The organism is Streptomyces altiplanensis (genome assembly GCF_053591575.1).
The window spans coordinates 1-25,617 of sequence record NZ_JBSFUB010000099.1 but is presented as its reverse complement, the minus strand read 5'-3'; the positions used below and the strand labels follow the sequence as shown (position 1 = coordinate 25,617).

Here is a 25,617-nt window from a genome sequence, read left to right as displayed (position 1 = left end):
GGTCCCCCGGCATGGCGCTCTCCAGGGCGGTGTTCGGCCAGCGCGGCAACCTCTTCCCCGGCTCGGTGATGTCATCACCGAGCCGGGCCGGAGGCCGTGGAGCGGGCGACGGGAATCGAACCCGCGTAGCTAGTTTGGAAGACTAGGGCTCTACCATTGAGCTACGCCCGCACAGTGCGCACCGCAGGTCGTGTGGCCGCGGCACGAAGAGCATCGTAGCGGGTTCCGGGCCCGCGGTGCACACCCGATGGGCCCCTCGCAAAGCGGGGGCCGCACTGCCTGCGGGCATGTACCCTACGTGTCGCACCGACGGGGTGTGGCGCAGCTTGGTAGCGCGTCCGCTTTGGGAGCGGAAGGTCGTCGGTTCGAATCCGGCCACCCCGACCATCACCAGGCATGATCCCGTGCGATCCCGATCAAGATCGCGTTGTGGGAGTCTTCCTGCTTGCCGTTACTATGCAGAGTGCGGGTCCGTGTGTCTGATGTACCGGCCCGATCGGCGAAGCCGCCTCCCGCGCGGCCCAGCAGAACCTCAGAAGTCAGCCCCCAAGGAGACCGAACCGTGAAGAGCGCCGTGGAGACCCTGAACCCGACCCGGGTTCGGCTCAGCATCGAGGTGCCCTTCGAGGAGCTCAAGGACAGCCTCGACGCGGCGTACAAGAAGATCAACCAGCAGGTCACGGTGAAGGGCTTCCGCAAGGGCAAGATCCCGAACCGAGTCATCGACCAGCGGTTCGGCCGTGGTGCTGTGCTGGAGGAGGCCGTCAACGACGCCCTTCCGAAGTTCTACACCGAGGCTGTCAACGAGGGTGAGCTGAACGTTCTCGGCCAGCCCGACGTCGACATCACCGAGCTGAAGGACGGCGAGCTGCTGTCCTTCACCGCCGAGGTCGACATCCGCCCGACGATCGAGATCCCGGACTACTCCGGCATCGAGGTCGAGGTCGACGCGGTCGAGGTCAAGGACGAGGACGTCGACAAGGCCGTGGAGGAGCTGCGCGCGCGCTTCGCCTCCACCAACCCGGTCGAGCGCCCCGCCGCCGACGGCGACGTCGTGACGATCGACCTGCAGGCCAAGGTCGACGGCGAGGTCCTCGAGGACGGCGTCGCCGAGGGTGTCTCGTACACCATCGGTTCCGGCGAGCTCCTCGACGGCATCGACGAGGCCGTGACCGGCCTGGAGGCCGGTGGCGAGGCCACCTTCACCTCCTCGCTCAAGGGCGGCAGCGCCGAGGGCAAGGAGGCCGAGGTCACCGTCAAGGTCACCGCGGTCGCCGCCCGCGAGCTGCCCGAGCTGGACGACGACTTCGCGCAGATGGCCAGCGAGTTCGACACCCTCGACGAGCTCAAGGCCGACAGCCGCAAGCGCCTCGAGAACATGAAGCAGTACGACCAGGCCACGCAGGCCCAGGAGCGCGTCCTGGAGAAGCTGCTGGAGCTGGTCGAGGTCCCGATCCCCGAGAAGCTGCTCGAGGACGAGGTCAAGACCCGCAAGCACAACCTGGAGCACCACCAGCTCGGCCAGATGGGCCTGGACATCGAGAAGTACCTCGAGATCCAGGGCAAGTCGGCCGAGGAGTTCGACGCCGAGCTGCGCGAGCAGGCGGTCAAGGGCATCAAGACGCAGTTCGTCCTCGACGAGCTCGTCAACAAGGAGAAGCTGAACGTCAACCAGGAGGAGCTCACCGAGCACCTCATGCGGCGCGCGCAGTCCTCCGGCATGAGCCCCGACCAGTTCGCCCAGGCCGTCGTCGAGGGTGGCCAGGTGCCGATGCTCGTCGGCGAGGTCGCCCGCGGCAAGGCGCTCGCCGTCGTCGTCGAGGCCGCCAAGGTCACCGACACCAACGGTGAGGCCGTCGACCTGGAGGACGACGAGGACGAGGCGGCCGAGACCGCCGACGCCGCCGAGACCGTCGAGGCCTCCGCCGAGGCCGAGAAGACGACCGAGGCCTGAGCTTCGGTCTGACTGCCTGATCCACGAGAACGGGCCCGCACGCGTGACGCGTCCGGGCCCGTACCTTGCGCTCCCAGCGAACAGTTCGGGAAGCGGGATGGCGTTGTCCCACCTGCGCGTTAGGGTCCATGAAGAGGAGAGTGGGGAGTCCCCGCCCTCCGGTACGAAGACGCTGAGACGGTTGAAGCCGTCAGAGACGAGCAGGTGTATACGTGACGAATCTGATGCCGTACGCCGCGGGTGAGCCGTCCATCGGTGGAGGCCTCGGCGACCAGGTCTACAACCGGCTGCTCGGCGAGCGGATCATCTTCCTCGGCCAGCAGGTCGACGATGACATCGCCAACAAGATCACAGCGCAGTTGCTCCTCCTTGCCGCGGACCCCGACAAGGACATCTACCTCTACATCAACAGCCCCGGCGGCTCGGTGACGGCGGGCATGGCGGTCTACGACACCATGCAGTACATCCCGAACGACGTGGTCACCATCGGCATGGGCCTCGCGGCCTCGATGGGCCAGTTCCTGCTGACCGGCGGCACCGCGGGCAAGCGCTTCGCGCTCCCCAACACCGACATCCTGATGCACCAGGGCTCGGCCGGCCTCGGCGGCACCGCCTCGGACATCAAGATCCAGGCCGAGCAGCTGCTGCGCACGAAGAAGCGCATGGCGGAGATCACCGCCCGGCACTCGGGCCAGAGCGTCGAGACGATCATCCGCGACGGTGACCGCGACCGCTGGTACACCGCGGAGGAGGCCAAGGATTACGGCCTCATCGACGAGATCATCAGCCTTGCCTCGGGCGTTCCGGGCGGCGGCGGTACCGGGGCCTGATCCCCGCAGCCGAGCCTCCCCAGCCCACCGAACGCCACCAGGATGGTGAAAACCCACATGAACGACTTCTCCGCGAGCGGCCTCTACACCGGCCCGCAGGTGGACAACCGCTACATCGTGCCGCGCTTCGTCGAGCGCACCTCGCAGGGCGTGCGTGAGTACGACCCGTACGCGAAGCTCTTCGAGGAGCGCGTCATCTTCCTCGGCGTGCAGATCGACGACGCCTCCGCCAACGACGTCATGGCGCAGCTGCTGTGCCTGGAGTCGATGGACCCGGACCGCGACATCTCCATCTACATCAACAGCCCCGGCGGCTCGTTCACGGCCCTCACGGCCATCTACGACACGATGCAGTTCGTGAAGCCGGACATCCAGACGGTCTGCATGGGACAGGCGGCCTCCGCCGCGGCCGTGCTGCTCGCCGCCGGTACGCCGGGCAAGCGCATGGCACTGCCCAACGCGCGTGTGCTGATCCACCAGCCGTCCTCGCAGACCGGCCGCGAGCAGCTCTCCGACCTGGAGATCGCGGCGCAGGAGATCCTCCGGATGCGCTCGCAGCTGGAGGAGATGCTCGCGAAGCACTCCACCACGCCGATCGAGAAGATCCGCGACGACATCGAGCGCGACAAGATCCTGACCGCCGAGGACTCGCTTGCGTACGGTCTGATCGACCAGATCGTGTCCACGCGCAAGAACGCGCCCGTGGGCGCCTGACACGCGGTAACCCGCCCCTTGGCGCAGTACACGTCAATGTGAACCGCGCCAAGGGGGGCCCGAACGGGGGGCCAGGCAAGGTACCGTCGAATATGAGGCACCAGGAGTCGCTGAACGTGGCGTCTCCCAGGCGAAGGGGAAGCACCTCGTGGCACGCATCGGTGATGGCGGCGATCTGCTCAAGTGCTCGTTCTGCGGCAAGAGCCAGAAGCAGGTGAAGAAGCTCATCGCAGGTCCCGGTGTGTACATCTGCGACGAGTGCATCGACCTCTGCAACGAGATCATCGAGGAGGAGCTCGCAGAGACCTCCGAGGTGCGGTGGGAGGAACTCCCCAAGCCGCGGGAGATCTATGAGTTCCTCGAGGGTTACGTGGTCGGCCAGGAGCCGGCCAAGAAGGCCCTCTCGGTGGCGGTCTACAACCACTACAAGCGCGTTCAGGCCGGCGAGAACGGCGGCGGCGCGGGCCGCGACGACGCGATCGAGCTGGCGAAGTCGAACATCCTCCTGCTGGGCCCCACGGGTTCCGGCAAGACGCTGCTGGCCCAGACGCTGGCGCGCATGCTCAACGTCCCGTTCGCCATCGCGGACGCGACGGCGCTGACGGAGGCCGGGTACGTCGGCGAGGACGTCGAGAACATCCTCCTGAAGCTGATCCAGGCGGCCGACTACGACGTCAAGAAGGCCGAGACCGGGATCATCTACATCGACGAGATCGACAAGGTCGCCCGCAAGAGCGAGAACCCGTCGATCACGCGCGACGTGTCGGGTGAAGGCGTGCAGCAGGCCCTCCTCAAGATCCTTGAGGGCACGACGGCCTCGGTCCCGCCGCAGGGCGGCCGCAAGCACCCGCACCAGGAGTTCATCCAGATCGACACGACGAACGTGCTCTTCATCGTGGGCGGCGCCTTCGCCGGCCTCGAGAAGATCATCGAGTCGCGGGCGGGCGCGAAGGGCATCGGCTTCGGCGCGACGATCCGCTCCAAGCGGGAGATCGAGGCGAGCGACCAGTTCCAGGAGGTCATGCCGGAGGACCTGGTGAAGTTCGGGATGATCCCCGAGTTCATCGGCCGTCTCCCCGTCCTGACCTCGGTCCACAACCTGGACCGCGAGGCGCTGCTCCAGATCCTCATCGAGCCGCGCAACGCGCTGGTGAAGCAGTACGAGCGGCTCTTCGAACTCGACGGTGTGGAGCTGGAGTTCGAGCGCGAGGCGCTGGAAGCCATCGCGGACCAGGCGATCCTCCGCCAGACGGGCGCGCGCGGCCTGCGCGCCATCATGGAGGAGGTCCTGATGTCGGTGATGTACGAGGTCCCGTCCCGCAAGGACGTGGCCCGCGTCGTCATCACGGCCGACGTGGTCCACAGCAACGTCAACCCGACGCTGGTCCCGCGCGAGCCGCGCATCATCAAGAACGACGGCCGCCACGAGAAGTCCGCGTAACTTCTCTGCACAGCAGCGGGGGCGGGGCCCGGTCATATTGACCGGGCCCCGCCCCGCTGTTTCTCCCAGCTTCCCTACCTCAAGCTGCTCTTGAGCGACAGCCGCACCCCTGGGCGCTGTGGCCGTATGGCGGAGCAGGAGTGGGGAGGCTTTTCACCAAAAAGAATTGCGCTCGGGAGCCGTGATGCAATTGGCGATCATGCTGCTTCCCTCAAAGACCGCGACTTCGCGGAATACGAGATGTATGCCTCCGGAGTCGCTGGCCGTCGTCGTCCACGTCTGGGAGGTGCCGTTGCCCGCATACAGGCGACGCCAGGACCAGTAGTGATCGCTTCCGTTGGAGCGCCGTGTCACCAATCTGACGGCTACGTGGTGACCGTCGGCCAGGGTGTCGCTCACCGAGAGACTGACGTCGGTCAGCGAGTTCCTTCCGGTGTAGGCCTGATTGCCGCCGCCCACTGCCCCAGCCTTGAGGCCTTCGGGGAAGCTCGGAATATACGTAGCGGCGCAGCTCCGGTAGGCGCGAGTGCCCACGTCTTCAGCCTGGACAGCGGTGGACGTTGCCAGAACGGTCATGGCGGCCAATGCCGTTGCTGTCAGGGGTAAGCGGCGCTTCATGCGATTGCTTCTTCCTGTCCGTGAGTCATGCAGAACGCTCAGTGATGCCATCCGTGAAAGTGTTCGATTTTCGTCGGTTCATCGGATGCGAGGTGCGTCACTGCGGCGCCAGATGCAAGAAGAGGCCCGGGTAGGTCAACCGGCCGGGCACCCTTCGCAGCTCAGGCCTTGCTGCGGGCCGTGTTGTAGAGCTTGGCTGCCAGGGCGGCCACTTGGTCCTGGGACATGCCACTGCCGGTGGCACTCGCGGCCATGTCGATGGCATTCACGACGCCGTAGGTGCCGTAGTCGGCCCAGATACAGGTGGGGATTTCGATCTCCTTGGGGCCCGTCGCCGCGCCGGTGTCGCCACCTGTATTGATCAACTTGAGGTTCTGGCACTTCATCAGGGCGCCCTCGAAGCCTTCGGGCGTGACCTCCTGGGGGCTGCCGATGAGCTCCACCTTGAGTCCGTCTTCCTCCCCCTTCACGGCCTTGCTGAAGGACGAGTCGACCACCTTCTCCGGGTCTGAAATCTCGCCCCACACACCGTTGAAGTTCAGCACCTTGCCCGCGAGCGGGTTGTTGGGGTCGGCGCCGGCGGCGTAAGAGGCGGTCACCTGCTGCGGATTCGTGACGCCCAGCGCTGCGGCTTCCGTCTTGTCCTTCTCCGTCATGGGCGTCGACTGGTCACCCTTGGCGCTCTTCTTGTACTCGCCCACCGACGCAGGGGGGACGATCTTGTAGCCCTTGGTGTCGTCGGCGACCGAGCTGCTGCCGCCCGAGGTCAGGAAGTACACCCCGCCGCCGATCACGGCCAGCGCCACGATCACCGCGCCCACGATCAGGCCGGTCTTCTTCTTCGGCGCGCCCGGCGGCGGGACCATGCCGCCGGGGTACTGCGGCTGCTGGCCGTAGGGGCCCGGGTGCTGCGGCTGGCCGTACGGAGGCTGCTGGCCGTACGGGGCCTGCTGCTGGCCCTGCTGGGGGTAGCCGTAACCCTGCGGCGGCGGGGCCTGCTGGGGGTAGCCGTAGCCGGGCTGGCCCTGCGGGGGCTGCTGGCCGTACGGGTTGGGCTGGCCCTGCGGCGGCTGCTGGCCGTAAGGACCGGGCTGCTGCCCGCCGTACGGGCCCGGCTGGTTGTAGCTCATGGACTGGGTTCCCCTCCAGATGCTTATGCGTTGCGGACATCCTGACGGAACCCCCGCCGTCCCGGGGCGGCGGGGGGCTCACCGTTACCAAGAATCCGGTTTCGGTACGGGGCTGTGACGCCCGTAAACTGGGCCCGTGACCGAGAACTCATCGCAGCAGCCAGCAGCCCCCGCCCCCGAACTGCCGACCCAGTACGCGCCGGCCGAGGTAGAGGGGAAGCTGTACGAGCGCTGGGTGGAACGCGGTTACTTCGAAGCGGACGAGAAGAGCGGCAAAGAGCCGTACACCATCGTCATCCCGCCGCCGAACGTCACGGGATCGCTCCACCTCGGCCACGCCTTCGAGCACACGCTGATCGACGCCCTGACCCGCCGCAAGCGCATGCAGGGGTACGAGACCCTGTGGCAGCCCGGCATGGACCACGCCGGCATCGCCACCCAGAACGTCGTCGAGCGCGAGCTCGCCAAGGAGGGCAAGTCCCGCCACGACCTGGGGCGCGAGGCGTTCGTCGAGCGCGTCTGGCAGTGGAAGGCCGAGTCCGGCGGGCAGATCTCCGGCCAGATGAAGCGCCTCGGTGACGGTGTCGCCTGGTCGCGTGAGCGCTTCACCATGGACGAGGGCCTGTCCAAGGCCGTCCAGACGATCTTCAAGAAGCTGTACGACGACGAGCTGATCTACCGCGCCGAGCGCATCATCAACTGGTGTCCCCGCTGCCTGACGGCCATCTCGGACATCGAGGTCGAGTACCAGGAGGACGACGGCGAGCTCGTCTCCATCCGGTACGGCTCCGGGGACGCCGAGATCGTCGTCGCGACGACCCGCGCCGAGACGATGCTCGGTGACACCGCCGTCGCCGTCCACCCCGACGACCAGCGGTACGCGCACCTCGTCGGCACCGAGATCGAGCTGCCGCTCACCGGCCGCCGCATCCCGGTCGTCGCCGACGAGCACGTCGACCCCGAGTTCGGCACGGGCGCCGTCAAGGTCACGCCCGCGCACGACCCGAACGACTTCGAGATCGGCCAGCGCCACGGCCTGCCCAACCTGGCCGTCATGGACGAGCGCGCGGTCATCACCGCCCACGGTCCCTTCCAGGGCCTCGACCGCCTGGAGGCGCGCAGCGCCATCGTCGCCGCCCTGCGCGCCGAGGGCCGCATCGTCGCCGAGAAGCGCCCGTACGTCCACTCCGTCGGACACTGCTCGCGCTGCAAGACGACCATCGAGCCGCGCCTGTCCCTCCAGTGGTGGGTCAAGGTCGGCCCGCTGGCCAAGGAGGCCGGCGACGCGGTCCGCGACGGCCGGGTCACGATCCACCCCAAGGAGATGGAGCCCCGCTACTTCGGCTGGGTCGACAACCTGCACGACTGGTGCATCTCGCGCCAGCTGTGGTGGGGCCACCGCATCCCCGTCTGGTACGGGCCGAACGGCGAGGTCGTCTGCGTCGGCCCCGACGACGAGGCGCCCACCGGCGAGGGCTGGCACCAGGACACGGACGTCCTGGACACCTGGTTCTCCTCCGGCCTGTGGCCGTTCTCCACGCTCGGCTGGCCCGAACAGACCCCGAGCGTCGAGAAGTTCTACCCGAACTCGGTCCTGGTCACCGGCTACGACATCCTCTTCTTCTGGGTCGCCCGGATGATGATGTTCGGCCTGTACGCGATGGACGGCACCCCGCCGTTCCACACCATCGCCCTGCACGGCATGGTCCGCGACCAGTTCGGCAAGAAGATGTCGAAGTCCTTCGGCAACGCGGTCAACCCGCTGGACTGGATGGACGAGTACGGCTCCGACGCGGTCCGCTTCACCCTCGCGCGCGGCGCCAACCCGGGCGTCGACGTCCCGATCGGCGAGGACTGGGTCCAGGGCTCCCGCAACTTCGCCAACAAGATCTGGAACGCCACGCGCTTCGCGCTGATGAACGGCGCGACGGTCGAGGGCGAACTGCCGCCCGCCGAGCGGATGTCGGCGACCGACCGGTGGATCCTGTCCCGGCTGAACGCCACGGTGGCCGAGGTCGACGCGTACTACGAGGACTACCAGTTCGCGAAGCTCTCGGACGCGCTCTTCCACTTCGCGTGGGACGAGGTCTTCGACTGGTACGTCGAGCTGTCCAAGACCACCTTCTTCGCGGGCGGCGAGCCCGCCAAGGTCTCCGCCCGCGTCCTGGGCGAGGTCCTCGACGTCATGCTGCGCCTGCTGCACCCGGTCGTCCCCTTCGTCACCGAGACGCTGTGGACCACCCTCACCGGCCAGGAGTCGCTCGTCGTCGCGGAGTGGCCCGAGGACTCCGGGTTCCGCGACGCCGACGCGGAGAAGGAGATCGGACTCGTCCAGCAGGTCGTCACCGAGGTCCGCCGCTTCCGCTCCGACCAGGGCCTCCAGTCCGGCCAGAAGGTCCCGGCCGAGCTGACCCTGGACGGGACCGCGCTGGCGCCGCACGAGGCGGCCATCCGCCAGGTGCTGCGTCTGACGCCGGCCGGCGAGGACTTCCACGCCACCGCGTCCCTGCCGGTCGCGGGCGCCAGGGTCGCCCTCGACCTGTCGGGCACGATCGACGTCGAGGCGGAGCGCAAGCGCCTGGCGAAGGACCTGGCGGCGGCCGAGAAGGAGAAGGCCCAGGCGACGGGCAAGCTCGGCAACGAGGCCTTCCTGGCCAAGGCCCCGGACAACGTGGTCGACAAGATCCGCGGGCGGCTCGCCAAGGCCGAGGCGGACATCGAGCGGATCACCGCCCAGCTCGCGGCGCTGCCGCAGAAGTAGGACGCGCGTACGACGCCGAGGGGCCCCCGCTGCCGTGTGCGGGGGCCCCTCGGCATGTCGTGGGCGGTACGCGGAAGGTCCTGGCGGGGCGCTGCCGGTGGCGCTCCGTAGACTGGTCCTGTGAGCCAGCTCCCCCCGCACGATGACAGCGACGCACCCGACGCCTTCGAAGAGATCGTCGAGGCCGAGACCGACCGCGACCCCGACCTGGCGGTGATCGAGGCAGGCAGCCGTACCCTGCGCACCCAAGGTGCCCCGCAGCAGGGTGACGAGGCCGTCCGCCGCCCGCAGGACCCGGAGGTGGACAAGGCGCTGCGCGTGATCGAGCAGGAGCTCCTGGGCCGCTGGCCGGAGACCAAGCTCGACCCGTCGCTGGTCCGCATGGCGGCGCTGATGGACGTCCTGGGCGAGCCCCAGCGCGCGTACCCCTCGGTCCACATCACCGGCACCAACGGCAAGACCAGCACCGCCCGCATGATCGAGGCGCTGTTCGGCGCCTTCGAGCTGCGCACCGGGCGGTACACCAGCCCGCACGTGCAGTCGATCACCGAGCGCATCAGCCTGGACGGCTCCCCGATCGACCCCGAGCGCTTCATCGAGACGTACCAGGACATCCAGCCGTACGTCGAGATGACCGACTCCGTGCAGGAGCACCGCCTGTCGTTCTTCGAGACGCTGACGGGCATGGCGTACGCCGCGTTCGCCGACGCGCCCGTCGACGTGGCGGTCGTCGAGGTCGGCATGGGCGGCAGCTGGGACGCGACGAACGTGATCGACGCGTCCGTCGCCGTCATCACGCCGATCGACCTGGACCACACGGACCGGCTCGGCGCCACGCCCGGCGAGATCGCCGTCGAGAAGTCCGGGATCATCAAGCAGGGCGCCACGGTCGTCCTGGCGCAGCAGCCGGTCGACGCGGCCCAGGTGATGCTGAAGAAGGCGGTCGAGGTCGACGCGACGGTCGCCCGCGAGGGCATGGAGTTCGGCGTCGTCTCCCGCGAGGTCGCGGTCGGCGGCCAGTTGGTCACCCTGCGCGGGCTCGGCGGCGAGTACGAAGAAGTCTTCCTGCCGCTGCACGGCGCGCACCAGGCGCACAACGCGGCGGTGGCCCTGGCGGCCGTCGAGGCGTTCTTCGGCATCGGTGCGGAGCACGCGCGCACGCTCGACATCGACACCGTCCGCAAGGCCTTCGCCTCGGTCACCTCGCCGGGCCGCCTGGAGGTCGTACGCCGCAGCCCCACCGTCGTCCTGGACGCGGCGCACAACCCGGCGGGCGCGCGGGCGGCGGCGGCGGCCGTCGGTGAGGCGTTCAGCTTCAGCCGTCTGATCGGGGTCGTCGGCGCGAGCGGTGACAAGGACGTGAGGGGCATGCTCGAAGCCTTCGAGCCGGTCTTCGCGGAGGTCGTCGTCACCCGCAACTCCACCCCCCGCGCGATGGACGTCGACGAGCTCGCCGCGATCGCCGTCGAGGTCTTCGGCGACGACCGCGTCCAGGTCGAGCCGCGCCTCGACGACGCGCTGGAGGCGGCCGTCACGCTCGCCGAGGAAGAGGGCGAGTTCTCGGGCGGCGGCGTCCTGGTGACCGGTTCCGTGATCACGGTCGGCGAGGCCCGGCTGCTCCTGGGGAGGGGCTGACTCCTGTGCGTACGCTCTGTGCATCCACTCTGATCAGTGAATTCTTCGTGGTGGCCTTCGCCGGCCTGGTCGCGATGAAGTCCGACGACCTGTCGATGACCGCGGTCTGGACGGTCTGCGGCATCGCGATGCTGCTGTCCGTACTGCTCTGCGGCATGCTCAATCGGCCGGGTGGGCTACAGCTCGGCTGGGCGCTCCAGGCCGGGCTGATCGTCAGTGGTTTCGTGGTCCCGGTGATGTTCTTCCTGGGCGCGGTCTTCGCGGGCCTGTGGTGGGCCTCGATCCACTACGGCCGCAAGATCGACGAGGCGAAGGCCCGCTGGGCGGCGCAGGCGGAGGCGGAGGCGGAGGCGGAGACCGGGGCGCAGGCACGGTAGGCCCGCTGTCCGTGCCGGGTGCTGTGGCTGCGGCGTGTCCTTGTAGCCTCTGGACATCGCATCCGCTATGCCCGCAAGGAGCCGTACATGACTCAGCGCACTCTCGTCCTTCTCAAGCCCGACGCGGTCAGGCGCGGGCTGATCGGCGAGGTCATCGGCCGCATCGAGCGCAAGGCGAACTGGACGATCACCGCGCTGGAGATGCGCAGCCTCGACCACGAGACGCTGGAGCAGCACTACGGCGAGCACAAGGGCCGGCCGTTCTACGAGCCGCTGGTGGAGTTCATGTCCTCCGGCCCGGTCGTCGCGCTCGTCGTCGAGGGCGAGCGCGTCATCGAGGGTGTACGCCAATTGGCGGGTCCCACTGACCCGATCGCCGCAGCGCCCGGCTCCATTCGTGGCGATTTCGGGACCATTGTCCGGGAGAATCTCATCCACGCCTCGGACTCCGAGGAGTCCGCCGAGCGGGAGCTGAAGCTCTTCTTCCCCGGTATTTCCTGACAGAGCGCCAGCCATACAGCGGCCATGGCCTGGGGCGACCGAAGTAATTCGGTCGTCCTTCGGCATATGCGCGCAGAAGCAGGGAACGCATCCCCCCGACACGACGTCACCATTACTGGGACGGGTACGTGTTCCGCTCACAATGGCGAAGGACCCTCGCGCTGTGTCCGCGCAGGCGGCACTACGATGGAAGACTCCACGTCCGCAGTACCCACTTCGCCGACCTAAAAAGCCAACCGCTCCACTTGGGAAGGCCCGACGCATCCTCATGGGGAACAAGGGGAACTCAATGTCGTTCATCGGCCGTGACATGGCTGTCGACCTCGGGACCGCCAACACGCTGGTGTACGTCAGGGGTAAAGGGATCGTGCTCAACGAGCCCTCCGTCGTCGCCATCAACACCAACACCGGCGGCATCCTCGCCGTTGGCTCCGAGGCCAAGAAGATGATCGGCCGGACGCCGGGCAACATCGTTGCCGTCCGGCCGCTGAAGGACGGCGTCATCGCCGACTTCGAGATCACCGAGCGGATGCTCCGTTACTTCATCCTCAAGATCCACAAGCGCCGCTATCTGGCCCGCCCCCGGGTCGTCGTCTGCGTCCCCTCCGGCATCACCGGAGTCGAGCGCCGCGCCGTCATCGAGGCGTCCACCCAGGCAGGCGCCCGCCAGGTGCACATCATCGAGGAGCCCATGGCCGCCGCCATCGGCTCGGGCCTGCCCGTCCACGAGGCCACCGGCAACATGGTCGTGGACATCGGCGGCGGCACCACCGAGGTCGCCGTCATCTCGCTCGGAGGAATCGTCACGGCACAGTCGATCCGGGTGGCCGGCGACGAGCTGGACAGCTCGATCATCCAGCACATCAAGAAGGAGTACTCCCTTCTGCTCGGTGAGCGCACCGCCGAGCAGATCAAGATCACGATCGGCTCGGCGTTCGACCTCGAAAAGGACGAGCACACCGAGATCCGCGGCCGCGACCTCGTCTCCGGTCTGCCCAAGACCGTCGTCATCTCGGCGGCCGAGGTCCGCAAGGCCATCGAGGAGCCGGTCAACGCCATCGTCGACGCCGTGAAGACGACGCTCGACAAGTGCCCGCCCGAGCTCTCCGGCGACGTCATGGACCGCGGCATCGTCCTCACCGGTGGCGGCGCCCTGCTGCGCGGCCTCGACGAACGCCTGCGCCGCGAGACCGGCATGCCGATCCACATCGCCGAGGACCCGCTCGACTCCGTCGCGCTCGGAGCGGGCAAGTGCGTCGAGGAGTTCGAGGCACTCCAGCAGGTACTGGACGCACAGCCCCGCCGATGAGCCGTCTCAACGAATCCGCCGCACGAGGCCTGCCGTCTCGTGCGGCGGATCGTTGATATACAGACACAAGAATTCCGAAGAGGAAGGCACGGCCGCCGCACGTGAGGGACACACGAGAGAGCCGGCTGCTCCTGGTGCTGCTGATCGCCATCGCATTCGCTCTGATTACGGTGGACATCCGCGGCGGCGAGGAGTCGCCGGTCGACGGCGCCCGGCGGGCCGCCGCCACCGTCTTCGGACCGGTGGAGAACGGGCTCGCCACAGCGGTCGATCCGATCGGCAACGCCATCGGGGCCGTCCGGGATTCCGGTGAGCGGCACGACCGCCTCGCCGTCCTTGAGCGCGAGAACGCCGCGCTGAAGCAGAAACTCGGCAGCGACGACCGCAACCGCAACCGCGCCCGCGCACTCGACAAGATGCTCAAGACGGCCGGTGCCGGCCAGTACGGCATCAAGGGCGCCGAAGTCATCGCGATAGGAGCGGCCCAGGGATTCTCCTGGACCGTCACCATCGACGTCGGCAGCAATGACGGCATCGAGCGCGACATGACGGTGCTCAACGGCGACGGACTCGTCGGCCGCGTCACCACCGTCGGTCCGGACGCCGCGACCGTACTGCTCGCCAACGACCCCGACTTCACCGTCGGCACCCGCCTGGAGAAGACCGACGAACTCGGCTTCGCCAACGGCCAGGGCGACCGCCCGCTGCGCGTGCAGATGCTCAACGGCAAGGCCAAGGTGAAGGCGGGCGACCGTCTCGTCACCTTCGGCTCGCAGGCCGACAAGCCGTTCGTACCGGGCGTCCCGGTCGGACGGGTCACCCGTGTCGACCCCTCCGGCGGCGACCTCACCCGCACCGTCTACGTCCGCCCGTACGTCGGCTTCACCAAGCTCGACATCGTCGGCGTCGTCGTCGAGACCCCCCGCAAGGACCCGCGCGACACGGTCCTGCCGCCCAAGCCCGCAGGACCCAAGCCCACCCCCACGGTGACCGTCACGGCCACCCCCTCGGCGCCCCCCGCCGACGGCACCGTTCCCGCCGACGGCACCCCGTAGGAGCTGAACCCCATGCGCCTCAATCGGATGCTGCTCTCCACCGCCCTGGTGTTCGTCGCCCTGGTCGTCCAGGTCAGCGTTCTCGCCAGACTCCAACTCCCCGGCGCCGTACCGGACCTGATGCTCCTCACCGTCCTGGGGTTCGCCTTCGTGTACGGCAGCACCAGCGGCGCCCTCATCGGTTTCGGCGCGGGCCTCCTCGCCGACTTCGCCCCGCCCGCCGACCACGCCGCGGGCCGCTACGCACTCGTCCTGTGCGTCATCGGCTACCTCGCCGGTCTCGCCAAGCCGGAGAACGGCCAGCTCAAGTCCGCGACGGCCCCGATGGTCGCGGTCGTCGTCGCCGCCATCGGCTCCACCCTCCTGTACGCCGGAGTGGGCGCCCTGGTCGGCGACACCGCCGCCCGCCACGTGGGCCTCGTGAACCTGCTGTTCACCTCCGCGCTCTACGACCTGCTGCTCGCCCCCTTCGTCGTACCGGTCGTCATGTGGCTGGCCAGACGCGCCGAGAACGATCCGCTCGCCGACAGCCAGAGCGGCAGCAACGGCGCCGACGTGTCCACCGGCTGGCTCGCCTCCGGCACCGGCCTGCGCATCGGCGACCAGCGCGGGGTACTGAGGATCAAGGCCGCACGCTCGCGGGCGGCAAGGGCCGGACGCATCAAGGGGGTCAAGCGACTGTGACCACTCGCTCCGAGGACGTCGAGGAGGGGACCGCCGCATGAGCAACATTCCCGAGACCGGCCGGACCCCCAGAGTCCGGATCCGGCTCGTCGTCATCCAGGTCCTCGTCCTCTCCCTCCTGCTCACCCTCGGCGGCCGCCTCTGGTACCTCCAGATCCGCAACGGCGACGAGTACACCGCCGAAGCCGCCGGCAACGGCGTCCAGCAGGTCGTCCAGCCCGCCGTCCGCGGCTCGATCCTCGACGCCCGCGGCGTGCCGCTCGCCGACAACGAGACCCGCCTCGTCGTCTCCGCCAGCCGCACCGACCTGATGAAGATGAAGGACGACGGCAAGGCCGTACTGGCCCGCCTCGCCGGCGTACTCGGCATGACGCCCAAGGAAGTCACCGACAAGGTCAGGCTCTGCGACTCCAAGACCCCCCAGCCCTGCTGGAACGGATCGCCCTACCAGCCGATCCCCGTCACCGACGAGGCCACCACCAAGCAGGCCCTCCAGATCCGCGAGCGCGCCGAGGACTTCCCCGGCATCACCGCGGAGCCCGCCGCCGTACGCCGCTACCCCGCCCCGGGCAAGGCCAGGACCTCCCAGGTGCTCGGCTACCTCTCGCCCGTCACCGACGAGGAGATCGAGAAGGCCAAGGACGGCCCGTCGCCGTACCTGCGCTCCGACATGGTCGGCCGCTCCGGGCTGGAGCGTACGTACGACAAGGAACTGCGCGGCAAGGCCGGCGTCACCCGCTACGAGGTCGACAACCTCGGCCGCGTCATGGGCGAGGCGGAGAACGACCCGACGGTGCCCGGCTCCAACGTCGTCACCTCCATCGACGCCCGGGTCCAGTCCGTCGCCGAGTACGAGCTCCACCAGGCGATGAAAACCGTCCGCAAGGAGACCGACAAGATCACCGGCCGTCCGTACGAGGCCGACGCGGGCGCCGTCGTCGTCATGGAGTCCAAGACCGGCCGCGTCGTCGCGATGGCCTCCCAGCCCGACTACGACCCCAACGCCTGGATCGGCGGCATCTCCGGCAAGGAGTACGCCCGGCTCACCGACAAGAACTCCAACTACCCGCTGCTCAACCGGGCCATCCAGGGCCAGGCACCCGCCGGCTCCGTCTTCAAGGTGGTCTCGGCGAGCGCGGCCGTGCGGGCCGGCCACCCCTTCGACGGCCTCTACAACTGCAGCAGCTCCTACAGCATGGGCAACCGCAGCTTCGCGAACTTCGAGTCCAAGGGGCACGGCCCCATCACCCTCGGCGACGCCCTCAAGTACTCCTGCAACACCGTCTTCTACCGTCTCGGCCACCAGGAGTGGCAGCGCGACGGCGGCATCAAGCCGAAGAAGAGCGCCCACGACTGGTTCTACCGGACCGCCCACGACTTCGGGTTCGGCTCCGAGACCGGCATCGACCTGCCGAACGAGGTCAAGGGCCGCATCCCCGACCGCCAGTGGAAGCATGCCTTCTGGAAAGCCAACAAGGACGTCTGGTGCAAGCAGGGCAAGAAGGGCGGCAGCTACGTCGAGCAGATCGCCTACGAGAGCTGCCTCGAAGGCAACCAGCTGAAGGCCTTCGACAGCATCAACTTCGCCATCGGCCAGGGCGACGTTCTCATCACCCCCGTCCAGCTGGCCACCGCCTACGCCGCCATCAGCAACGGCGGCACCCTCTACAACCCCACCCTCGGCAAGGCCGTGATCAGCGCCGACGGCAAGAAGATCGAGGAGATCAGGCCCAAGGCCCACGGCAAGCTGCCGGTCGACGCCGAAACCGTTCGTGACCTCGACAAGGGCCTGCGCTCCGTCGTCGAGCCCGGCGGCACCGCCGCCTGGCGGTTCGGCGGCTGGCCGCAGGACAAGATCCCGATGCGGGCCAAGACCGGCACCGCCCAGGTCTACGGCAAGCAGACCACCTCGTGGTTCGCGACCTACACCGACGACTACACGATCGTCATGACGATCTCCCAGGGCGGTACGGGCTCCGGCGCCTCCGGCCCCGCCGTACGCAACATCTACGACGCCCTCTACGGCGTCAGCGACGAGGGCAAGATCGACCCGAAGAAGGCCCTGCTGCCCAAGCCGCAGAAGGAGCTTCCGAAGATCGGTACGGACGGCTCCATCGACGCCCCGGAGATCAGGCCGTACGTACCCGAGAAGCCCAAGGACCCGGCTGCGGACCAGCAGATCGCGATCGGCAGGAGTGGCGACTGATGTCCGGCCCACACGGTTTCTCCGTCCAGCGGTACGCCCCCGAGCGCGGCACCCTCGCCAAGCTCACCGCCCGCGACTCCGTGGTGCGCCGGCTCGACTGGCCGCTGCTCTGGGCGTCGCTCGCGCTGTCCGTCATCGGCGCGCTGCTCGTCTGGTCCGCGACCCGTACCCGCGACCAGCTCAACCAGGGCGACCCGGAGTACTTCCTCTGGCGCCACGTCCTCAACACCGGCATCGGCATCGTCCTGATGATCGGCACGATCTGGCTGGGCCACCGCACCCTGCGCGGCGCGGTCCCCGTCCTCTACGGACTGTCCGTCGTGCTGGTGCTCGCCGTCCTCACCCCGCTCGGCGCGACCGTCAACGGCGCGCACGCGTGGATCGTGCTCGGCGGCGGATTCTCCCTCCAGCCGTCCGAGTTCACCAAGATCACGATAATCCTGGTCATGGCCATGCTGCTCGCCGCCCGCGTCGACGCGGGCGACCAGGAGCACCCCGACCACATCACCGTCGTCAAGGCGCTGTGCCTCGCCGTCGTACCGATCGTCGTCATCATGCTGATGCCCGACCTCGGCTCGGTCATGGTCATAGCGGTGATCATCCTCGGCGTGCTGCTCACCTCCGGGGCCTCGAACCGCTGGGTCTTCGGCCTGATCGGGACGGGCACCGTCGGAGCCGTCGTCGTCTGGCAGATCGGCCTGCTCGACGAGTACCAGATCAACCGGTTCGCCGCGTTCGCCAACCCCGAACTCGACCCGGCGGGCGTCGGCTACAACACCAACCAGGCACGCATCGCGATCGGCTCCGGCGGCCTCACCGGCACCGGCCTGTTCAAGGGCAGCCAGACCACGGGACAGTTCGTACCCGAGCAGCAGACCGACTTCGTCTTCACGGTGGCAGGCGAAGAACTCGGCTTCCTGGGCGCGGGCCTGATCCTTCTCCTCCTCGGCGTGGTGCTCTGGCGCGCCTGCCGCATCGCACACGAGACGACCGAGCTGTACGGCACGATCGTCGCCGGCGGCATCATCGCCTGGTTCGCCTTCCAGTCCTTCGAGAACATCGGCATGACGCTCGGCATCATGCCGGTGGCGGGGCTCCCGCTGCCGTTCGTCTCGTACGGCGGATCGTCGATGTTCGCGGTCTGGGTCGCGGTCGGACTGCTCCAGTCGATCAGGGTGCAGCGGCCCATAACGGCATAGCCGCACAGCCGCATAACGGCACAGCGGCTGCCCGGAAGCCCTTTCGCGTCTAGATTCGATTCATGGCGGACACCAAGCGCGAAACCGAGCGGAAGTACGAAGCCACCGACGAGACCCGGCTGCCCGACCTGACCGAGGTGGCCGGCGTCTCGTCCGTGGAGGACAGAGGCGTCATGGAACTCGACGCCGTCTACTACGACACGGACGACCTGAGACTCGCCGCCGACTCCGTCACCCTGCGCCACCGCACCGGCGGCGACGACGCCGGCTGGCACCTCAAGCTACCGGTCTCCCCGGGCGTGCGCGACGAGATCCGCGCCCCGACGGCCGCGACCGTCCCGGACCCACTGGCGGACCTGGTCCGCTCCCGGACCCGCGGCGACCTGCTCACCCCCCTCGTGCGGCTCCGCTCCTCGCGCGACGTCCGCCACCTCGTCGGCGCGCGGGGCGACCTGCTCGCCGAGGTGAGCGTCGACTCGGTCACCGCCGAACGGATCGGGGCGCAGGGCGCCACGACGCACTGGACGGAGGTCGAGGTCGAACTCGCCGACGACGGCGACCCGGCGTTCCTCGACGCCGTCGAGAAGAAGCTCCGCGCGGCCGGTCTGCGCCCCGCCGCGTGGGCGTCCAAACTGGCCAAGGCGCTGGCGGACACGCAGCCGTCACCGCCGCAGAAGAAGCCGGAGAAGGCCGAGGAGCCGAAGAAGGCCAAGCAGGCCAAGCAGGCCAAGCATGCGAAGAAGGCGAAGAAGGCGAAGAAGGCGAAGAAGGCGAAGGACAAGCAGTCCGCCTCCCCCGCCCCCACCGCGGGCGATCACGTCCTGACGTACCTCCGGCAGCAGTACGACACGCTCGTCGCCCACGACCCGGCGGTCCGGCGCGACCTGCCCGACGCCGTGCACCGGATGCGCGTCGCCACCCGCCGCCTGCGCAGCGCCTTCCGCACCTACCGCAAGGTCCTGGACCGGACGGTCACCGACCCGGTCGCCGGAGAGCTCAAGTGGCTGGCGCGGGAGCTCGGCGCGGACCGCGACCAGGAGGTCCTCGACCACCGCCTCCGGAGCCGCATCGCCGCCCTTCCCCGGCCACTCGTCCTCGGCCCGGCCGACGCCCGCCTGCGCATCTGGTCCGTGCCCCGCCACCACGGCTCCCGGCACGAGGTCATCGCCGTACTCGACAGCGAGCGGTACCTGGACCTCCTCACCGCCCTGCACGCCCTGCTGGCCGGCCCGCCCCTGCTCCCCGCCGCGTCCCGGCCGGCCGCGAAGGTCCTCCCCAAGGCGCTCCGCAAGGACTACGCCCGCCTCGCCGCCCGCATGGAGCGCGCACTGGCCCTCCCGCCCGGCGAGGACCGCGACCTGGCCCTGCACAAGGCCCGCAAGGCGGCCAAGCGCACCCGCTACGCCGCCGACGCCGCCGGCCCCGCCCTGGGCAAGCCCTCCCGGCGCTTCGCGAAGCGCATGAAGGCGGTCCAGTCCCTCCTGGGCGACCACCAGGACAGCGTCGTGTCCCGCCACGCCCTGCGCGAGCTGGCGGTCCAGGCCCACGCGGCGGGGGAGACGGCCTTCACCTGGGGCCTGCTGTACGGCCAGGAGGAGGCAGCCGCGCAGGCACGGGAGCGGGAGCTGCCGCAGGCGTGGGCGGAGGCGTCCGGGCCGAAACTGCGGGCGGCTCTCGGCGACTGAGGGCCGGGGTACGCTTGACAGTCGTCCCCCAGCCAGCTCAGGAAAGTTCTCGATGTCTGTCGATTCGGTCTTCCCACAGCTCGAAGCTCTGCTCCCGCATGTGCAGAAGCCCATCCAGTACGTCGGCGGTGAGCTCAACTCCACCGTCAAGCCGTGGGACTCCTGCGATGTCCGCTGGGCACTCATGTACCCGGACGCGTACGAGGTGGGCCTGCCCAACCAGGGCGTCATGATCCTCTACGAGGTACTGAACGAGCGTGAGGGGGTCCTGGCCGAGCGCACCTACAGCGTGTGGCCGGACCTCGAAGCGCTCATGCGCGAGCACGGGGTTCCGCAGTTCACCGTGGACGCGCACCGCCCCGTCAAGGCGTTCGACGTTTTCGGGCTGAGCTTCTCCACCGAGCTCGGCTACACCAACATGCTCACCGCCCTGGACCTGGCGGGCATCCCGCTGGAGTCCAAGGACCGCACCCTCGACGACCCGATCGTCCTCGCGGGCGGGCACGCCGCCTTCAACCCCGAGCCGATCGCGGACTTCATCGACTGCGCGGTGATCGGTGACGGCGAGCAGGCCGTCCTGGAGATCACCGAGATCATCCGCGCCTGGAAGGCCGAGGGCCGGCCCGGCGGGCGCGACGAGGTGCTGCTGCGGCTGAGCAGGACCGGCGGCGTGTACGTCCCGCGCTTCTACGACGTCGAGTACCTGCCCGACGGCCGTATCGCCCGCGTCGTGCCCAACCGCTCCGGCGTGCCGTGGCGCGTGTCCAAGCACACCGTCATGGACCTCGACGAGTGGCCGTACCCCAAGCAGCCTCTCGTGCCCCTCGCCGAGACCGTCCACGAGCGGATGTCCGTCGAGATCTTCCGCGGCTGCACCCGCGGCTGCCGTTTCTGCCAGGCCGGCATGATCACGCGCCCCGTGCGGGAGCGAAGCATCACCGGCATCGGCGACATGGTGGAGAAGGGTCTCAAGGCGACCGGCTTCGAGGAGGTCGGCCTGCTCTCCCTCTCCTCGGCGGACCACACCGAGATCGCCGACGTCGCCAAGGGCCTCGCCGACCGGTACGAGGAAGACAAGATCGGTCTCTCGCTGCCGTCGACCCGCGTGGACGCGTTCAACATCGACCTCGCCAACGAGCTGACCAGGAACGGCCGCCGGTCCGGCCTGACCTTCGCCCCCGAAGGCGGGTCGGAGCGCATCCGCAAGGTCATCAACAAGATGGTCTCGGAAGAGGACCTCATCCGGACCGTCTCGACGGCGTACGGCAACGGCTGGCGCCAGGTGAAGCTGTACTTCATGTGCGGCCTGCCCACCGAGACCGACGAGGACGTCCTCCAGATCGGTGACATGGCGGTCAAGGTCATCGCCGAGGGCCGCAAGGTCTCCGGCCAGAACGACATCCGCTGCACCGTCTCCATCGGCGGGTTCGTGCCCAAGCCGCACACCCCCTTCCAGTGGGCGCCGCAGCTCTCCGCCGAGGAGACGGACGCCCGCCTGGAGAAGCTGCGCGACAAGATCCGCGGCGACAAGAAGTACGGCCGCTCCATCGGCTTCCGCTACCACGACGGCAAGCCCGGCATCGTCGAGGGCCTGCTCTCGCGCGGCGACCGGCGCATCGGCTCCGTCATCCGGGCCGTCTACGAGGGCGGCGGCCGCTTCGACGGCTGGCGCGAGTACTTCTCGTACGACCGCTGGATGGACGCCGCGGCGAAGACGCTGCCCGGCTTCGGCGTGGACGTCGACTGGTACACGACGCGTGAGCGTACGTACGAGGAGGTCCTGCCCTGGGACCACCTGGACTCCGGTCTCGACAAGGACTGGCTCTGGGAGGACTGGCAGGACGCGCTCGACGAGACCGAGGTCGAGGACTGCCGCTGGACCCCGTGCTTCGACTGCGGCGTGTGTCCTCAGATGGACACGCAGATCCAGATCGGCCCGACGGGCAAGAAGCTCCTGCCGCTGACGGTCGTCAAGTAGGACGAGCACGAGTAAGAGCCGCGCCGTGAAGGCCCGGCCGGGAGAGCCCCCGGCCGGGCCTTCACGCGTACCGGCACAGGCACCATGGTGCGATGCCGCAGCTCATGGCCCCTGACGTCCGCTTTCGCGCCTCCTTCCTCGCGGCGATGGAGGAGATCCGGCCGGGGCGAGCAGGCCGGTGCCGCCCTCGCCCGCGAGCCCGCCGTGCACGGCGGCACCCGGCACATGCCCGGAGGGTTCCGCCCGGTACGTCGCCGCCCCGCGCCCCGGCCACGGGAAACGGGCGGGCCCATCGGCTACGGCGCACGGCCCGGCGCCCGTCGGCAGGGGCATGCCGCCGCGAAGCCGCGCGGCTGTCTGCCGTACGTCCGCGAAGGAAAGCCCCGTTCCTGGATCCGGACGACGGGCTGACGCGTCTTCATGAGCATGGACTTCGAGAAGCAGCCGCACTCTCAGCCGCCCGTGCCCCGGCGCGAGGCACCGCAGGGGGAGGGCTGTCTGACTGCCGTGATCAGGATCCCGGTGCGCATCGTCGTGCTGGTCCTGGTCGTCCCGGTGCGGATGCTGTGGGACCTGCTCGCCGTCTGCGGGAAGGCGGTCGGCCGCGCGCTCGCCGCGGTCTTCCGGCTGCTGGTCGTGACACCGCTGGTGTGGCTGTACGGGAACGTCCTCGTCCCCGTCGCGAAGGCGCTCGGGTACGTCGCCCACGCCGTGCTGATCATGCCGTGGGTGCTGTTGTGGAAGTACGTCGTGGTGCCCCTCGTCCGGTACGGGATCGTCGTGCCGGCGGTGTGGCTGTACCGCCGGGTGCTGGCCCCGGCCGGGCGCGGACTGGCCTGGCTCGGGCGCACGGCGGGGCATGCGCTCGCTGCTGTCGCGCGCGCCGTGGGCACGGCGGTGACATGGGTGGTCCGGACGCTCGTCGTGGTGCCGCTGGTGTGGCTGTACACGTACGTCCTGACGCCGGTGGGGCGCGGGCTCGGCTGGCTGGGCAAGGCGCTGTTCGTGTGGCCGTGGGTGGCGCTGTGGGGTTACGTTCTCGCGCCGCTGGGCCGGGGTGTCGCCTGGCTGGCCGCTGGCCTCTGGCGCGGGCTCGCCTGGTTGGGCAAGGCGCTGTTCGTGTGGCCGTGGGTGGCGCTGTGGGGTTATGTTCTCGCGCCGCTGGGGCGGGGTGTCGCCTGGCTGGCCGCCGGCCTCTGGCGCGGGGTGGTCTGGTGCGTCATGACCGTCCTGGTCGCGCCCGTCGCGTGGCTGTGGCGCGCGGTGCTGGTCCCCGTCGGGCGCGAGATCGCTGCCGCGTTCGGGCACGCCTGGCGCATCGCCGGGTACATCTCCCGGGCGGTGGGACGCGCGCTGAAGTGGCTCGGGTGGAACCTGGTGGGGCGGCCGGTGCGCTGGGTGTGGCTCAGCGTGTGTACGCCGGTGGGGCACTGGGTGCGCGACACTCTCTGGGCGCCGGCGAGGCGGGCGGCCGTCGAAGCGGGCCGGGCGGCGCGCGGTGCGCTGCGGAGCGCGCGGGAGACGGTGCGCCAGGCGCGGCGCGACGCGTGGCGCGCGCTCGTCGGGGGGCCCGCGGACCCCTGGCCGGCCGAGCGCCCGGCCGAGGCCGTGGAACCGGTGCGGGCTCCTGCGCGTACTCTGGGTAGTAAGACGACCGCCCCCAGCGCGGCACCCGCGTCCGAGACCTCCCTGCTTGGCGGAAACCCGGCCAAGCAGGGGTGAGCCGGCCGCCGGGACGCGAGGGGACGGACCCCCACGCCGGAGGGTGGCGCGCGGACAGCGCGCCGCCCCGCACGAGGAGAAGAACCACTGGGCAAGCGACAGCCCGAAGGCCCGCCGCCCGCACCGGCGGTGCAGCGCATCCGACTGCGCTACACCAAGCGCGGCCGCCTCCGGTTCACCAGCCACCGTGACTTCCAGCGCGCTTTCGAGCGGGCGCTGCGACGCGCCGACGTACCCATGGCGTACTCGGCCGGCTTCACCCCGCACCCGAAGGTCTCGTACGCCAATGCCGCACCCACCGGCACGGGCAGCGAGGCCGAGTACCTGGAGATCGCACTGACCGCCGCGCGCGACGCGGACGAGCTGCGCGAGCTGCTCGACGAGTCACTGCCGGACGGCCTCGACATCACGGACGCCGTCGAGGCGCGTACGTCGGGTCTCGCCGACCGGCTGCAGGCCTCCGTGTGGGAGATGCGCCTCGACGGTGTCGCTCCCGAAGACGCGGAGAAGGCCGTCGGGGCCTTCCTCGCGGCCGAGAGCGTCGAGGTCCAGCGCCGTACCAAGAACGGCATGCGGTCCTTCGACGCCCGGAGCGCCGTCGTGGATCTGCAGGCGGTCCGTCCGCCGTCCGATAGGCCGGGGGTCGGGCCCTGTGCGATACTGCGGCTGGTTGTTCGGCATGCGACACCCGCCGTACGACCCGACGACGTCCTGTCCGGTCTCCGAGCTGTGGCCGACCTGGCGCCGCCGGTCCCCGCAGCGGTGACCAGGCTGGCGCAGGGGCTCTTCGACGAGGAGTCCGGCACGGTGACCGACCCGCTCGCGCCCGACCGCGAGGCAGTCACGGCCGCCCCACCCAAGGCCGCCGGACTGACCGCCGCGACGGCGCCGGAAGGTGCAGGTTCCGCGTAGGGCGGTCGTTGCAGCGCAGCCCTGGGACTCGGGAGCCACCTGGGTCGGGCCGCGCACTGACCAGAAGACTTTCGCCAGGCCGTACGCATACCGCGTACGGAACCGGCGAGCTAGACAACAGCTCCCGTGCGGCGCCCGCGCCCCGGACGGCGGTACCGCGCTCATCGCGCGGACCGGACCGGACCGGAATCAGGCGCGGCGCCCGGGAGCGTGACGGGAGAACCGCCCGCATGCTCGAGCCGAACGATTCCACCGAGCCCTCGGCAGGTACCGCGCGTACCGCCGGGGACACCGACAACAACCACTCGCCCAGCGACACGCTGCCGCCGCGCCGCCGGCGCCGCGCGGCCTCGCGCCCTGCCGGTCCTCCGGCCGGGGGCGCGAAGGCCGTGGTGACCGCCGAAACCGTAGAGGCCGCGGCTCCGGCCATACCGGCCGGAGAGGGCGCCGTGAGCGAGCCCGCAGAGAACACAGAGCCCGTACAGCCCGCTGCGGAGAGCGCCGAGGCGGCTCCGCCGGCCCGTACGCGCCGCCGGGCCACCCGTAAGGCGACCGCGCCCGCCGGTGCCCCGAAGCCCGCCGAGGCGGAGGAGCCGCCTGCGGCTCCCGCGGCCGCCGCCGAGGAGTCCGCCGCCGTGGACGAGGCCGCTCCGCCGGCCCGTACGCGTCGCCGTGCGACGCGCAAGGCGACGGCTCCCGCCGGTGCGCCGAAGAGCGCGGACACGGCTGCCGCCGAGGCCGAGGCCGCTGCCGCACCCGAGCCCGCCGCGCAGGACGAGCCCGTACAGCCCGCTGCGGAGAGCGCCGAGGCGGCTCCGCCGGCCCGTACGCGCCGCCGGGCCACCCGTAAGGCGACCGCGCCCGCCGGCGCGCCGAAGCAGGCCGAGACGGAGGCTCCGGTCGAGG

19 protein-coding genes, 2 tRNA genes and 1 pseudogene are annotated in these 25,617 nt (G+C 69.6%); 19 read left to right on the top strand and 3 right to left on the bottom strand.

Going from position 1 to position 25,617, the window contains the following annotated elements; all coding sequences use genetic code 11:
- Nucleotides 1–97: 97 nt before the first annotated feature.
- A tRNA-Gly gene (locus tag ACWD0Y_RS30145) sits at nucleotides 98–171 on the bottom strand.
- A 139-nt stretch (nucleotides 172–310) separates the two neighbouring features.
- Here ACWD0Y_RS30145 and ACWD0Y_RS30140 point away from each other — a divergent pair.
- From ACWD0Y_RS30140 to clpX, 5 genes are all read left to right on the top strand, one after another.
- Nucleotides 311–387: transfer RNA gene (locus ACWD0Y_RS30140), tRNA-Pro, on the top strand.
- A gap of 175 nt (nucleotides 388–562) precedes the next feature.
- Nucleotides 563–1,954: a trigger factor gene (tig, locus tag ACWD0Y_RS30135; protein WP_450263469.1), complete on the top strand. Its 1,392-nt coding sequence runs from the start codon at nucleotides 563–565 to the stop codon at nucleotides 1,952–1,954.
- 224 nt (nucleotides 1,955–2,178) lie between these two features.
- Nucleotides 2,179–2,784, top strand: a complete 606-nt coding sequence (locus ACWD0Y_RS30130; protein ID WP_450263470.1) for an ATP-dependent Clp protease proteolytic subunit — start codon at nucleotides 2,179–2,181, stop codon at nucleotides 2,782–2,784.
- 42 nt (nucleotides 2,785–2,826) lie between these two features.
- Nucleotides 2,827–3,498 (top strand): ATP-dependent Clp protease proteolytic subunit, encoded by a 672-nt coding sequence (locus ACWD0Y_RS30125; protein WP_285439341.1) that lies wholly within the window; start codon nucleotides 2,827–2,829, stop codon nucleotides 3,496–3,498.
- A 148-nt stretch (nucleotides 3,499–3,646) separates the two neighbouring features.
- Nucleotides 3,647–4,939 carry an ATP-dependent Clp protease ATP-binding subunit ClpX gene (gene clpX, locus ACWD0Y_RS30120; protein WP_093800859.1) on the top strand — a complete coding sequence of 431 codons (1,293 nt, stop codon included), beginning with the start codon at nucleotides 3,647–3,649 and terminating at the stop codon, nucleotides 4,937–4,939.
- A gap of 153 nt (nucleotides 4,940–5,092) precedes the next feature.
- Here clpX and ACWD0Y_RS30115 read toward each other — a convergent pair whose 3' ends face one another.
- Both ACWD0Y_RS30115 and ACWD0Y_RS30110 read right to left on the bottom strand, forming a co-directional pair.
- Nucleotides 5,093–5,557, bottom strand: a complete 465-nt coding sequence (locus ACWD0Y_RS30115; RefSeq protein WP_450263468.1) for a hypothetical protein — start codon at nucleotides 5,555–5,557, stop codon at nucleotides 5,093–5,095.
- A gap of 161 nt (nucleotides 5,558–5,718) precedes the next feature.
- The gene (locus tag ACWD0Y_RS30110) at nucleotides 5,719–6,687 is read right to left on the bottom strand and encodes a hypothetical protein (RefSeq protein ID WP_450263467.1); all 969 of its coding nucleotides are present in this window, start codon (nucleotides 6,685–6,687) and stop codon (nucleotides 5,719–5,721) included.
- 136 nt (nucleotides 6,688–6,823) lie between these two features.
- Between ACWD0Y_RS30110 and ACWD0Y_RS30105 the strand changes: the two genes are divergently transcribed.
- The 14 genes and pseudogenes from ACWD0Y_RS30105 to ACWD0Y_RS30040 form a co-directional block, all read left to right on the top strand.
- Entirely contained in the window at nucleotides 6,824–9,448 is a 2,625-nt protein-coding gene (locus ACWD0Y_RS30105; RefSeq protein ID WP_450263466.1) for a valine--tRNA ligase, read from the top strand.
- Nucleotides 9,449–9,568: 120 nt separating this feature from the next.
- A complete protein-coding gene (folC, locus tag ACWD0Y_RS30100; RefSeq protein WP_450263465.1) occupies nucleotides 9,569–11,083 on the top strand; it encodes a bifunctional tetrahydrofolate synthase/dihydrofolate synthase in 1,515 nt (504 codons plus the stop codon).
- 5 nt (nucleotides 11,084–11,088) lie between these two features.
- On the top strand, nucleotides 11,089–11,460 hold the full coding sequence (locus ACWD0Y_RS30095; RefSeq protein WP_450263464.1) for a DUF4233 domain-containing protein: 372 nt from the start codon (nucleotides 11,089–11,091) through the stop codon (nucleotides 11,458–11,460).
- 87 nt (nucleotides 11,461–11,547) lie between these two features.
- Nucleotides 11,548–11,961 (top strand): nucleoside-diphosphate kinase, encoded by a 414-nt coding sequence (ndk, locus tag ACWD0Y_RS30090; protein ID WP_450263463.1) that lies wholly within the window; start codon nucleotides 11,548–11,550, stop codon nucleotides 11,959–11,961.
- A gap of 289 nt (nucleotides 11,962–12,250) precedes the next feature.
- The gene (locus ACWD0Y_RS30085; protein WP_093800865.1) at nucleotides 12,251–13,270 is read left to right on the top strand and encodes a rod shape-determining protein; all 1,020 of its coding nucleotides are present in this window, start codon (nucleotides 12,251–12,253) and stop codon (nucleotides 13,268–13,270) included.
- Between the two features lie 101 nt (nucleotides 13,271–13,371).
- Complete coding sequence (gene mreC, locus ACWD0Y_RS30080; RefSeq protein ID WP_450263462.1) at nucleotides 13,372–14,325, top strand: rod shape-determining protein MreC; 954 nt, start codon at nucleotides 13,372–13,374, stop codon at nucleotides 14,323–14,325.
- Nucleotides 14,326–14,337: 12 nt separating this feature from the next.
- A complete protein-coding gene (gene mreD / locus ACWD0Y_RS30075; RefSeq protein WP_450263461.1) occupies nucleotides 14,338–15,009 on the top strand; it encodes a rod shape-determining protein MreD in 672 nt (223 codons plus the stop codon).
- Between the two features lie 37 nt (nucleotides 15,010–15,046).
- Nucleotides 15,047–17,215: a penicillin-binding protein 2 gene (gene mrdA / locus ACWD0Y_RS30070; protein WP_450263460.1), complete on the top strand. Its 2,169-nt coding sequence runs from the start codon at nucleotides 15,047–15,049 to the stop codon at nucleotides 17,213–17,215.
- Nucleotides 17,215–18,414 carry a rod shape-determining protein RodA gene (gene rodA / locus ACWD0Y_RS30065; RefSeq protein ID WP_450263459.1) on the top strand — a complete coding sequence of 400 codons (1,200 nt, stop codon included), beginning with the start codon at nucleotides 17,215–17,217 and terminating at the stop codon, nucleotides 18,412–18,414. Before mrdA ends, rodA begins: the two co-directional genes overlap by 1 nt.
- Before the next feature lie 62 nt (nucleotides 18,415–18,476).
- Nucleotides 18,477–20,099: a CYTH and CHAD domain-containing protein gene (locus ACWD0Y_RS30060; RefSeq protein ID WP_450263458.1), complete on the top strand. Its 1,623-nt coding sequence runs from the start codon at nucleotides 18,477–18,479 to the stop codon at nucleotides 20,097–20,099.
- Between the two features lie 52 nt (nucleotides 20,100–20,151).
- Nucleotides 20,152–22,077, top strand: coding sequence for a TIGR03960 family B12-binding radical SAM protein (locus ACWD0Y_RS30055; protein ID WP_450263457.1), 1,926 nt, complete (start codon nucleotides 20,152–20,154; stop codon nucleotides 22,075–22,077).
- Between the two features lie 420 nt (nucleotides 22,078–22,497).
- On the top strand, nucleotides 22,498–23,799 hold the full coding sequence (locus ACWD0Y_RS30050) for a hypothetical protein (RefSeq protein ID WP_450263456.1): 1,302 nt from the start codon (nucleotides 22,498–22,500) through the stop codon (nucleotides 23,797–23,799).
- 129 nt (nucleotides 23,800–23,928) lie between these two features.
- Entirely contained in the window at nucleotides 23,929–24,711 is a 783-nt protein-coding gene (locus ACWD0Y_RS30045) for a TIGR03936 family radical SAM-associated protein (RefSeq protein ID WP_450263455.1), read from the top strand.
- Nucleotides 24,712–24,941: 230 nt separating this feature from the next.
- A pseudogene (locus ACWD0Y_RS30040) lies at nucleotides 24,942–25,617 on the top strand (Rne/Rng family ribonuclease); the annotation flags it as partial.

Coding starts and splice junctions, on each gene's coding strand:
- ACWD0Y_RS30130 (WP_450263470.1), top strand. CDS start 2,179: ATGCCGTACGCCGCGGGTGAGCCGTCCATCGGTGGAGGCCTCGGCGAC.
- ACWD0Y_RS30125 (WP_285439341.1), top strand. CDS start 2,827: ATGGTGAAAACCCACATGAACGACTTCTCCGCGAGCGGCCTCTACACC.
- ACWD0Y_RS30115 (WP_450263468.1), bottom strand. CDS start 5,557: ATGAAGCGCCGCTTACCCCTGACAGCAACGGCATTGGCCGCCATGACC.
- ACWD0Y_RS30110 (WP_450263467.1), bottom strand. CDS start 6,687: ATGAGCTACAACCAGCCGGGCCCGTACGGCGGGCAGCAGCCCGGTCCT.
- ndk (WP_450263463.1), top strand. CDS start 11,548: ATGACTCAGCGCACTCTCGTCCTTCTCAAGCCCGACGCGGTCAGGCGC.
- ACWD0Y_RS30085 (WP_093800865.1), top strand. CDS start 12,251: ATGTCGTTCATCGGCCGTGACATGGCTGTCGACCTCGGGACCGCCAAC.
- mreD (WP_450263461.1), top strand. CDS start 14,338: ATGCGCCTCAATCGGATGCTGCTCTCCACCGCCCTGGTGTTCGTCGCC.
- mrdA (WP_450263460.1), top strand. CDS start 15,047: ATGAGCAACATTCCCGAGACCGGCCGGACCCCCAGAGTCCGGATCCGG.
- rodA (WP_450263459.1), top strand. CDS start 17,215: ATGTCCGGCCCACACGGTTTCTCCGTCCAGCGGTACGCCCCCGAGCGC.
- ACWD0Y_RS30060 (WP_450263458.1), top strand. CDS start 18,477: ATGGCGGACACCAAGCGCGAAACCGAGCGGAAGTACGAAGCCACCGAC.
- ACWD0Y_RS30055 (WP_450263457.1), top strand. CDS start 20,152: ATGTCTGTCGATTCGGTCTTCCCACAGCTCGAAGCTCTGCTCCCGCAT.
- ACWD0Y_RS30050 (WP_450263456.1), top strand. CDS start 22,498: ATGAGCATGGACTTCGAGAAGCAGCCGCACTCTCAGCCGCCCGTGCCC.